Annotated in this window: 12 protein-coding genes; 11 read left to right on the plus strand and 1 reads right to left on the minus strand. The window is 47.1% G+C overall.

Annotated features, from left to right (window positions below; genetic code table 11):
- Nucleotides 1-84 precede the first annotated feature (84 nt).
- The 3 genes from QUA56_RS35525 (at nucleotide 85) to QUA56_RS35535 (ending at nucleotide 1,652) form a co-directional block, all read left to right on the plus strand.
- Entirely contained in the window at nucleotides 85-276 is a 192-nt protein-coding gene (locus tag QUA56_RS35525; RefSeq protein WP_333368439.1) for a hypothetical protein, read from the plus strand.
- A 91-nt stretch (nucleotides 277-367) separates the two neighbouring features.
- Nucleotides 368-631, plus strand: coding sequence for a hypothetical protein (locus QUA56_RS35530; protein ID WP_333368442.1), 264 nt, complete (start codon nucleotides 368-370; stop codon nucleotides 629-631).
- A 181-nt stretch (nucleotides 632-812) separates the two neighbouring features.
- Nucleotides 813-1,652 carry a glycosyltransferase gene (locus QUA56_RS35535; RefSeq protein ID WP_333368444.1) on the plus strand — a complete coding sequence of 280 codons (840 nt, stop codon included), beginning with the start codon at nucleotides 813-815 and terminating at the stop codon, nucleotides 1,650-1,652.
- A gap of 121 nt (nucleotides 1,653-1,773) precedes the next feature.
- Here the strand turns inward: QUA56_RS35535 and QUA56_RS35540 are convergent, their stop codons facing one another.
- Nucleotides 1,774-2,034 carry a hypothetical protein gene (locus QUA56_RS35540; protein WP_333368447.1) on the minus strand — a complete coding sequence of 87 codons (261 nt, stop codon included), beginning with the start codon at nucleotides 2,032-2,034 and terminating at the stop codon, nucleotides 1,774-1,776.
- Between the two features lie 215 nt (nucleotides 2,035-2,249).
- On the opposite strand from QUA56_RS35540, the gene carB reads away from it, so the two are divergent.
- From carB to QUA56_RS35580, 8 genes are all read left to right on the plus strand, one after another.
- Nucleotides 2,250-5,561: a carbamoyl-phosphate synthase large subunit gene (gene carB / locus QUA56_RS35545; protein WP_333368450.1), complete on the plus strand. Its 3,312-nt coding sequence runs from the start codon at nucleotides 2,250-2,252 to the stop codon at nucleotides 5,559-5,561.
- A 155-nt stretch (nucleotides 5,562-5,716) separates the two neighbouring features.
- Nucleotides 5,717-5,872 (plus strand): hypothetical protein, encoded by a 156-nt coding sequence (locus tag QUA56_RS35550; RefSeq protein ID WP_333368452.1) that lies wholly within the window; start codon nucleotides 5,717-5,719, stop codon nucleotides 5,870-5,872.
- Nucleotides 5,873-5,877: 5 nt separating this feature from the next.
- Nucleotides 5,878-6,075 carry a hypothetical protein gene (locus QUA56_RS35555; protein ID WP_333368455.1) on the plus strand — a complete coding sequence of 66 codons (198 nt, stop codon included), beginning with the start codon at nucleotides 5,878-5,880 and terminating at the stop codon, nucleotides 6,073-6,075.
- Nucleotides 6,076-6,115: 40 nt separating this feature from the next.
- The gene (locus QUA56_RS35560) at nucleotides 6,116-6,262 is read left to right on the plus strand and encodes a hypothetical protein (protein WP_333368457.1); all 147 of its coding nucleotides are present in this window, start codon (nucleotides 6,116-6,118) and stop codon (nucleotides 6,260-6,262) included.
- Between the two features lie 381 nt (nucleotides 6,263-6,643).
- Complete coding sequence (locus QUA56_RS35565; protein ID WP_333368460.1) at nucleotides 6,644-8,008, plus strand: P-loop NTPase fold protein; 1,365 nt, start codon at nucleotides 6,644-6,646, stop codon at nucleotides 8,006-8,008.
- Nucleotides 8,009-8,117: 109 nt separating this feature from the next.
- The gene (locus QUA56_RS35570) at nucleotides 8,118-8,282 is read left to right on the plus strand and encodes a hypothetical protein (RefSeq protein ID WP_333368463.1); all 165 of its coding nucleotides are present in this window, start codon (nucleotides 8,118-8,120) and stop codon (nucleotides 8,280-8,282) included.
- Nucleotides 8,283-8,287: 5 nt separating this feature from the next.
- On the plus strand, nucleotides 8,288-9,244 hold the full coding sequence (locus tag QUA56_RS35575; RefSeq protein ID WP_333368466.1) for a shikimate dehydrogenase: 957 nt from the start codon (nucleotides 8,288-8,290) through the stop codon (nucleotides 9,242-9,244).
- Nucleotides 9,245-9,351: 107 nt separating this feature from the next.
- A complete protein-coding gene (locus QUA56_RS35580) occupies nucleotides 9,352-9,783 on the plus strand; it encodes a hypothetical protein (RefSeq protein WP_333368468.1) in 432 nt (143 codons plus the stop codon).
- Nucleotides 9,784-10,085: the final 302 nt, after the last annotated feature.

Here is a 10,085-nt window from a genome sequence, read left to right on the forward strand (position 1 = left end):
AATCTAAAATCTAAAATCTAAAATCGATAGAGTTGTTGCAGGAAAATCTCAATCTAAAATCTAAAATCTAAAATCTAAAATCGATTGACGGCGGCCCCCATCTGCGGCTACGCTGTGAAATTAAGGCTGCTTTCCTCAAAGAGGAAGCAGCCCGCGTCGCTCAAAAATCTAGTTGCACTCCCTCCGCTTCGCTCCGCCCAAAGCTGCTACCAACAGCAATGGACAGCTAACCGCCAAACTGATAGCAGCAGTCTGGAGGCTAATGGAGAATTTTAACACTCTCTGTAGCCGCCCTGCTCTGTGTTAACGTGCGGGGCGGCTGGGTTTTTGGGTTTTCCTAGAAAACCAAAAACCAGGAGACCATATTATGTCACAGGAATTCGTGCCTGACGATAACTTTTCCGTTAGCGCAGCCCTCGAAGAGGATCGTCCAAATGACGCCTCAGCAGTATCGGAACAGGAAGTCGTGCGGATCGCGGTTGTCGGTTCCCGCGCAGCCGTGTTAGAAACCATCCACACCTTGTACCGACTGGGATTTGCCGCCGTCGGGGATTGGAGCCCGCCGCAGCGAGGTGCAAAGTCGGGACAAGTTGTCAGCGTACTGATTCGCCGCCGTCAGCCAAAAGCCTAAGAATTTGGCTGTTAAATCCAATTCGAGGGGGCGATCCGCGCCCTTTAAGCCCTCGCATAATTAAATTGTAGGCTTGTGCAGAAACTCGATTTCTGCCAAGTTCTATTAACTTGCGATCGGCGTTGATTTAAGAAAAAATCATGCTAGGGTTATTTTATATACACCTTCATCAATGAGTGGAATGAACATATCCATTATTGGCGATCAAAATTACATTTTGGGGATAGCAGCGCTGCTGAAATCCATAGAAATCAATGTTACTGAAGATCCGAATTTGCCTGTCAATATTACCGTGGTATCAACAGGTATAAATACACAGCAAAAAGCAAAGTTGCAGAAGTGCTGTAAATACGAGATTGAATGGGAAGAACTTAAACCCAATTACGGGGGATTGCTCTCCCTGTCGGGTTCTAAGCTCACTTACGCGAGATTGGAACCGGAGAAATACACAAAGGCAAAAGACAGGCTGATTTGGCTTGACAGCGACACGATCGTTTTGGGCAGCTTGGAGCCGCTGTGGAACTTAGACTTTGAAGGAATGCCCGTAGCTGCAGCGCTCAATGTCTGGGGAAATCCCAACAATCCTGCGGATAAAAAACCTTATTTCAATGCAGGTATGTTAGTTTTTAATCTGAAGCTTTGGGAGGAAGAAAAACTGTCTGAAAAAATGCTTGAAAACGCTCGGGTGAACCTTTGGTGCGATTGCGACCAGGGGACATCAAATTCGGTTTTAGCGGGAAGGTGGAAGCGATTAGAGCAGATATGGAACAACCACGTTACGGAGGATATGTCAACTAGAGTGATGCACTTTATATCCAGCCCGAAACCTTGGGAAAGCCCGCAACCTAATAAATTATGGCTGGAGATGTTGTCTCAGACACCGTTTAAGGACGAACTGCGCCCAATTAAAAACAATTCCAATTGGCTTTCTCGGTTAAAGGTAAAATACAAAAGATGGGAGCCGTGGCTGATGGAACCGACAACAAAAATTAAGAGCTACCTGAAAAATAGACAAAGGTAATACCGTTTTAGATTTTAGATTTAGATTAAAGAGTTGGGAATGACTGATGACTATCGGGGTTTGGATAGCGGGCCTGCAGTTGCATTCTTTTTTGAAACGGGTGTAACTTGAGGCAGGATGCCTATTTCCCGATCGTTGCTTGAGAGGAGGCGGACATCAGCCGCCTCCTCTCAAGCACATTCATCTTTGGTAGAACAGCCATCTTGCGTGTTTCCGCAGTATTTTGATGAAAAAACCAGGTTTCTGCGTAATTCCTGTGGTGGAACAGGAATTCTGGCTGTTTCCCCATAAAAAAATTTATCTGGGGTAGAACAGGCTGTACGATCGACTCAAAAGCTTTGTATATCGGGTTCAGCCAGCAGCGACGGAACGCTGACAGCATTTTAGCAGCGGATTTGTATTATACAACACGATATTACCAACAACAATTAAAATAGTTTGGACTTGATGATATCTTTCACCATTTTTCGATCGAACTCTTCGCGCGGGGGCTTCCCCTAGCTGCGAAAGTTGCGAGGTTTCAGCCTCCGACTTGTAGAAATTGGTGCAAAATGTCAAATTTATCATTAATCTTGTCCAACTACCAATTACGAACCTATGCCCCGTCGTCAAGACTTAAAAAAGATTCTTCTCATTGGTTCCGGCCCAATTGTTATCGGTCAAGCGTGCGAGTTTGACTATTCGGGGACGCAAGCTTGCAAAGCTTTGCGAGAAGAAGGTTTTGAAGTAGTGTTGGTGAATTCCAACCCTGCAACGATTATGACCGATCCGGAAACTGCCGATCGCATTTACATCGAACCTCTAACGCCGGTCATCCTCGAACAAATCATCGCCAAAGAAAGACCTCAAGCAATTTTACCGACGATGGGCGGTCAAACGGCGCTAAATTTAGCAGTTGCCGTCGCTAAAAATGGCGTTTTAGAAAAGTACAACGTCGAGTTAATTGGCGCTAAGTTGCCAGCAATTGAAATGGCAGAAGACCGGCTATTATTTAAGGAAGCGATGGCGCGAATTGGCGTCGCCGTTTGCCCTTCTGGAATTGCCAACAATCTCGACGAAGCCAAAGCAATCGGTCACCAAATCGGCAGTTATCCGTTAATTATTCGTCCTGCTTTTACAATGGGCGGCACCGGAGGCGGCATTTCTTACAATCAAGAAGAGTTTGAAGAAATGGCACAAGGCGGGATTGACGCCAGTCCGGTATCGCAAATTTTGATCGAACAATCTTTGATTGGTTGGAAAGAGTACGAACTGGAAGTGATGCGGGATTTGGCAGATAATGTGGTGATTGTTTGTTCGATCGAGAATCTCGACCCGATGGGCGTCCACACCGGTGATTCTATCACCGTCGCGCCGGCTCAAACTCTCACAGACAAAGAATATCAGCGCCTGCGGGATGCTTCGATTAAAATTATCCGCGAAATCGGAGTAGAAACCGGCGGTTCCAACATTCAATTTGCCGTCAATCCAGTCAACGGGGATTTCATCGTAATAGAAATGAACCCCCGGGTTTCCCGTTCCTCCGCCTTGGCCTCGAAAGCAACCGGTTTCCCCATTGCCAAAATGGCGGCAAAATTAGCGGTAGGTTACAGCCTAGACGAAATTTCAAACGATATCACTAAGAAAACTCCGGCGTCTTTTGAGCCGACAATTGACTACGTGGTGACGAAGATTCCCCGATTTGCCTTTGAAAAGTTCCCCGGTTCCGAACCGACTCTGACAACGCAAATGAAGTCAGTTGGAGAGGTAATGGCGATCGGGCGCAGCTTCAACGAATCCTTCCAGAAAGCGCTGCGGGGATTGGAAACAGGCCGCGCGGGTTTCGGCTGCGACAAACCGGAAAAGTTGCCGAGTTTGGAACAAATTCGCGCCGGATTGCGGACGCCAAATCCCGATCGCATTTTTACAGTCCGCCACGCGATGATGATGGGAATGTCGGTGGAAGAAATCTTCGAGTTCACAGCAATTGACCCTTGGTTTTTGGATAAAATGCAGGAATTGCTGGAAACTGAGAAGTTCTTGAAACGGACGCAGTTGCAACAGTTGACAAAAGAGACAATGTTTGAAGTAAAGCAGTTGGGATTTAGCGATCGCCAAATTGCTTACGCCACCAAAACATCGGAAGATGAAGTCCGCGCTTACCGCAAACAGTTAGGCGTAGTGCCGATTTACAAAACAGTCGATACCTGTGCCGCTGAATTTGAAGCGTTTACACCGTATTATTATTCCACCTACGAAGCGGGAGCGGCAATTTGGGAATTGGGCGATGAAGAAAAGAAGATTTCGCCTGTGGGCCACAGTCTCGCGCCGGAGTCGGAAGTTTTGCCTTCTGCCAAACGAAAAGTGATGATTTTAGGCGGCGGGCCGAATCGGATCGGACAGGGAATTGAGTTTGACTACTGCTGCTGTCACGCTTCCTATTCCCTGGGAGAAGACGGGTTTGAGACAATTATGGTCAACTCGAACCCCGAGACGGTTTCGACAGATTACGATACGAGCGATCGCCTGTATTTTGAACCGCTGACAAAAGAGGATGTTCTCAACATCATCGAGGCGGAAAATCCCGAGGGAGTAATTATTCAGTTTGGCGGCCAAACGCCGCTGAAATTGGCGCTTCCTTTACAAAAAGCTCTGGAAAATCACCCGGACGTACAAACAAAAATCTGGGGAACTTCGCCGGATTCCATTGATACTGCTGAAGACAGGGAGCGATTTGAAAAGATTCTGCGCGAGTTGGATATTCAGCAAGCTGCTAACGGTTTGGCGCGCAGTTATGAGGATGCTTTGATAGTAGCTCAACGGATCGGTTATCCGGTAGTAGTGCGGCCGAGTTACGTGTTAGGCGGGCGAGCAATGGAAATTGTTTATTCCGATACGGAATTGGAACGTTACATGACCTATGCCGTGCTGGTAGAACCGGATCATCCGATTTTAATTGACAAGTTCTTGGAGAATGCGATCGAGGTGGATGTAGATGCGATCGCCGATGTTACTGGCAATGTGACGATCGGCGGTATTATGGAGCACATCGAAGAAGCGGGAATCCACTCCGGCGACTCTGCTTGTTCTATCCCTTACCAAACGCTTCCTGATGCAGCTTTGGCAACAATCCGCCGCTGGACTGTAGAATTAGCAAAATCCCTGAAAGTGATCGGGTTGATGAATATTCAATTTGCCGTGCAAGGGGAACAAGTTTTCATTTTGGAAGCTAATCCGCGAGCTTCTCGAACAGTGCCTTTTGTGTCCAAGGCGATCGGAGTTCCGCTAGCAAAAATCGCGTCGCGAGTCATGTCCGGCAAAACTCTAGAAGCTTTGGGTTTTACTAAAGAGATTGTACCCACTCATGTTTCAGTGAAAGAGGCGGTATTGCCGTTTGCTAAGTTCCCGGGAACTGATACTTTGTTGGGGCCAGAAATGCGATCGACTGGCGAAGTAATGGGGATTGACACAGACTTTGGTAAAGCATTTGCCAAAGCTCAACTCGGCGCGGGACAAATGATGCCGCTGTCGGGAACCGTGCTGGTTTCGATGCGCGATCGCGATAAACTAGCAGTTGTACCGGTTGTCAAGGAATTCTTGGAACTGGGTTTTAGTGTAGTAGCCACCCACGGGACACGCAAAGTCTTGCGAGAGGAAGGTTTACAGGTAGATTTGGAATTGAAACTGCACGAAGGGCGGCCGAATTTGTTGGATTCGATCAAGAATGAGAAAATTCAACTAATTATCACCACACCTTCTGGCGAAGAATCCCGGGCCGACGGCATCTTTATCCGCCGCACAGCTTTGACTTACAAAATCCCGATTATTACGACAATAGCCGGTGCCAAAGCGACAGCAGCGGGAATTCGATCGCTAAAATCGCACCCGATGGAAGTAAAAGCAATTCAAGACTATTACCCGCAAACGTAGGGTGCGCGATGCTAGCCCGCTCAGGAGTGCGATCGACCTCAACAAGATATAGCAATCTAGTTCGATTGTGGCAATCCAGACCCAATCTTTAACGGCACCTAAAGGCGGGCGCTCCTGATTTGGCGATCGCTTGAGAGTTCATCTCCCGCCTTTAGGTGCCGTTATTCTACGGGGCTGGTGCGAGGACGATCGCAGCGAGCCAGAGCTTGGATCGTGAACTCATCAGACAATATAGTTTAAGTACGATCGCCCTGAGCGCCGGAGCGATCGCTCCGGCGCCGAATCGTTACTGGAGTATCTTTTCAGGCTGAGTGCTGTGTTTGAGCCGTTTGTGGCAGAAAGTCCCATTAGTGTCACGAGCACTTGTTCGATCGAACAAGTGCTCGCACCCTCTGTCCTCGATCGCATCTTTGAAGCCCACGCTCAAATCCAGCTATACGAGAGAGTTATTATACTAATTCTCAAAACTCATGCAATAGTATCTGTATGGTGCGTCGCCACCCGTAAATCTTAAAGAATATCCACAATCTTTGAGCGACGCACCCGGAGCTCAGGTGAGCGCAAACAAACCCACACTCATCATTATTGCTTTGTGGAGGCGAGAATTGGTATTATTTTCGGATTTGGTCAATTTAATGAGTCTGGTAGTCTGTAGAATCTATCCATCCGTCAACGCGGCCGATCGAGAGCGCAACAATTAAATGTCAGTCGTACTGCGGTTTACGACAAATTAAAAAAATCTGATTTCGGGATACCTAATTACTACCTGTTTTTGTTTCTTCGGTTAACCGTACTCAAATAGCCACTTTTATCGGAGAACATTACTGCCAAATTTTCGTCTGTGATGTCGATGAATTCGCGATCGCTGTACGAAGATAAATTACTTAGTTATGGGGTATTAGTGAATTCGATTCATTCTCATTACGCAAAAAATAAGTATAGTTTGGGAGTGCAGGTTTAGGGAGACATCAAGATATTGAGAACCTATAAAACATCAGAATAAGTTGGAAATTTGTGCTGATTATTACCGTATCGAAACGAATAAGCTATTAGGGCATAATGTAGTTTTGAGCGAACAGGGTATGGAATTAAATTTACAGAAATTTTATAAAGCTTGCAATCCCAGCTACACGCTAGCAGTAGCAAATTCAGAAGACCGACAATACTATATCGATTTTTCTTCAGTGCGGGGCGGCACAATTGTAGAACAATTGGAGCGCACCATCAGCCGCCTGTCCCCCGATGCACCTACCTGTCAATTATTCACCGGTCACATCGGCTCTGGTAAATCAACAGAATTGCTGCGGCTGCAAGCTCAATTGCAGCAACAAGGATTTCATGTGGTTTACTTTGAGTCGAGTAAAGACTTAGACATGGCAGATGTAGATATCACTGACATTTTGTTGAGCGTTGCTCGTCAGGTGAGCGAAAGCATCGAGAAAATGAAAATCAAGCTGCAACCGACGGGTTTTAAAGCTTTGCTCAAAGGGGTTGCTGATGTTTTTCAAACTCAAATTGACTTGAGGGCTGAAGCTAATGTCCCTGGTTTTGGAGAAATAAATGCCAGCACGGAGGGAGAATTTTCTCTGGCGTTGGGAATTGGCAAAATTACTGCTAAAGCGAAAGATGCTCCGAATCTGCGATCGGAGTTGAGGCAATATTTGGAGCCGCGAACTAACGTAATTTTAGATGCACTGAATAAGGAGTTGCTAGAACCGGCTAACCAAGAACTGAAACGCCAGGGAAAACAGGGACTTGTGGTAATTATCGACAATCTCGATCGCATACACCTGTGCGCGAAACCGACGGGGCGGCTTCAGCCGGAATATCTGTTTGTCGATCGCGGCGAACAGTTGGCAAGACTAAATTGCCACGTCGTGTATACAATTCCTTTGGTGCTGATTTTCTCTAACGATTTGGGCCAGTTGACCAATCGGTTTGGGGTAGATCCGAAGGTTTTGCCGATGGTGCCGGTGCAGTTGAGCGACGGTTCTGAGTGCTCTGAGGGTGTGGAATTGCTGCGGCAGATGGTTCTGGCGCGGGCTTTTCCGACGGTGCACCCGCAGCAGCGCTATGCTTTGGTTGGCAAAGTTTTCGACTCTGCGGAAACTCTCGATCGCCTGTGTCGAGTCAGCGGGGGTCATGTCCGCAATTTGCTGCAACTGCTGTATAGCTGTCTGCAAAAACAAGACCCTCCTCTGTCGCGGGAAACTTTGGAAAATGTGATCGTCCAGCGCCGCCACCAGCTTACTTTGGCGATCGAACCGGATGAGTGGAAATTGCTGCGCCAAGTATCCGCTACCAAAACAGTGAGTGGGGAAACTAAATACCAAATCTTACTGCGTAGTCTCTGGGTGTTTGAATACCGTTACGGCGAGGATTATTGGTTTGATGTCAACCCGATTTTGGCTGACGCCAAGGAGTTTGGGGAAACAGTTGAGGGTTGAGAGTTGACGGTTTACAGTCACTCGGCGATGGAAATCGCTTCTGAACCAACGAAGTTCACTCCTAGCCGACTAAAGAATAAGGGCCCAACTGTAGCAAGATTTGGTTGGTATGAAAACTAACAAAACTCAACCGTTAACAGTCAACAGTCAACAGTCAACAGTCAACAGTCAACAGTCAACCGTTAACAGTCAACAGTCAACCGTTAACAGTCAACAGTCAACAGTCAACAGTCAACCGTTAACAGTCAACAGTCAACAGTCAACAGTCAACTAACAAAAATGATTAAAGGCACTACTAAACTGTTGGGAGTAATTGGTCATCCCGTCGAACATTCTCTGTCGCCGGCGATGCACAATGCTGCTATTTCCCACTTGGGAGTCGATTTTGTTTACCTGCCATTTCCGGTAAAACCAGGGGATTTAAAGGTTGCTCTTGCAGGATTTGCGGCGATCGGCGTTCGGGGATTTAGCATCACGATTCCGCACAAACAAGCAATCTTGCCACTGCTGTCGGAAGTTTCCCCGATCGCCCGATCGATCGGCGCAGTCAATACCGTATACCTGACTGACAAAGGTTGGTGCGGTACAAATACTGACGTTGAAGGCTTTCTCGCACCGCTGCAAACCCCCCCAACCCCCCCTTACCAAGGGGGGGCTAAAGACGCGATTTCTGCTGTTGAATCCTGTCCCCCCCCTTACCAAGGGGGGGCTAGGGGGGGTTCCGATTGGAGTCAGAAAGTAGCGGTAATTTTGGGGAATGGCGGGGCGGCGAGGGCTGTTGTGGCTGGATGCGCTCAATTGGGATGTGCAGAGATTCACGTTGTCGGCCGCAGCGAACAAAATTTAGCGGAATTTCAGCAGAGTTGGGTCAATTCTCCGATGCCCGTGCAGAATTTGCAGGTGCATACTTGGGATAATTTGTCAATGTTAATCTCGCAGGCAGATTTGCTGGTGAACACGACGCCTGTGGGGATGTATCCGCAGGGGGAAAAGTCGCCGGTTGCGACTGGTGCGATCGATCGAATTTCAGCAGGTGCGATCGTCTACGATTTAATTTACACCCCTAATCCTACGCAGTTTCTCAAAGAAGCACAGCTTCGGGGAGCGCGAGCTATTGACGGACTCGAAATGCTAGTTCAACAAGGAGCAGCAGCCTTAAAAATTTGGCTGAACAAAGAATCCGTCCCAGTCGATGTGATGCGCCAAGCCTTGCGACAGCATTTAGGCCTAGACTAATGCCATTGCTTAAAAAAGTAGCTGTAGTTTTCAGAATTCCTATAACTGGGAATTTGATCGTGAATTCGCGCTAAGCTGAGAATTAAAATATACTTGTGCTGCAATTTATGAAATTTCGAGCTATCAGCCTTTTTTTTGCTACTTGCGCGATCGGAATTTTTAGTTTGGTATTCACTCCACCGGCTTGGGCTCTGACGCAGATTAAACTTTCCGATCTTTCTTATCACGAATGTCCGGCAGAAATGGGAGAAGGAACCGTCACGAGCGGCAGTTCTATGGAAGCTAACTGCTTTTTAATTACTGGGAAAGCTGAAAATAGCACCGGCAAACCAGTTGTCAATGCTGATATTTTCGGCCGCATTTATGATGCCGACGAAAATCCGGTGATGCAAAACCGGACTCGCTTGGGTTCTATAGAAGAAGTACCTCCGGGAGTTAGCGATTTTCAGATCAGAATTTCGGTTGCCGCCAATCAACGAACACCTTTGAAGCTCAAGCAATTTAAAGCTACAGGTTTTACTGGCGTGGTTCGCCGCTAACAAAACTATTTGAGATTTTAGATTGCTAATTTGAGATTTTGGGTTGGCTGCCCGTGAAACCGCGATGCAGTTTTCGATTTCTGATTTTAGATTTGAGATTGTTGAGTGGCTTTCAATTTGTCATATCGTTTCCGGTTGTATTGGAATAATATATGGGAGCATCCCATATTTGGTAAAAAGCGTTTTTTACGAGCGCTCACGTCGTCCATAGCGAACGACCTATGCCGCGAGCGAGACGCTCGCACTCTATATCATCCAAATATATTATTCTGATGCAACCGTCCACGATCTGAAAGCAAAAA

The sequence above is a fragment of the Microcoleus sp. N3A4 genome (assembly GCF_036701805.1).
GTDB lineage: Bacteria > Cyanobacteriota > Cyanobacteriia > Cyanobacteriales > Microcoleaceae > Microcoleus.

What these genes read in the sequence shown, in the direction of transcription:
- QUA56_RS35530 (WP_333368442.1), top strand. Translation starts at nt 368, where the DNA reads ATGTCACAGGAATTCGTGCCTGACGATAACTTTTCCGTTAGCGCAGCC.
- QUA56_RS35535 (WP_333368444.1), top strand. Translation starts at nt 813, where the DNA reads ATGAACATATCCATTATTGGCGATCAAAATTACATTTTGGGGATAGCA.
- QUA56_RS35540 (WP_333368447.1), bottom strand. Translation starts at nt 2,034, where the DNA reads ATGCTGTCAGCGTTCCGTCGCTGCTGGCTGAACCCGATATACAAAGCT.
- carB (WP_333368450.1), top strand. Translation starts at nt 2,250, where the DNA reads ATGCCCCGTCGTCAAGACTTAAAAAAGATTCTTCTCATTGGTTCCGGC.
- QUA56_RS35565 (WP_333368460.1), top strand. Translation starts at nt 6,644, where the DNA reads ATGGAATTAAATTTACAGAAATTTTATAAAGCTTGCAATCCCAGCTAC.
- QUA56_RS35570 (WP_333368463.1), top strand. Translation starts at nt 8,118, where the DNA reads ATGAAAACTAACAAAACTCAACCGTTAACAGTCAACAGTCAACAGTCA.
- QUA56_RS35575 (WP_333368466.1), top strand. Translation starts at nt 8,288, where the DNA reads ATGATTAAAGGCACTACTAAACTGTTGGGAGTAATTGGTCATCCCGTC.
- QUA56_RS35580 (WP_333368468.1), top strand. Translation starts at nt 9,352, where the DNA reads ATGAAATTTCGAGCTATCAGCCTTTTTTTTGCTACTTGCGCGATCGGA.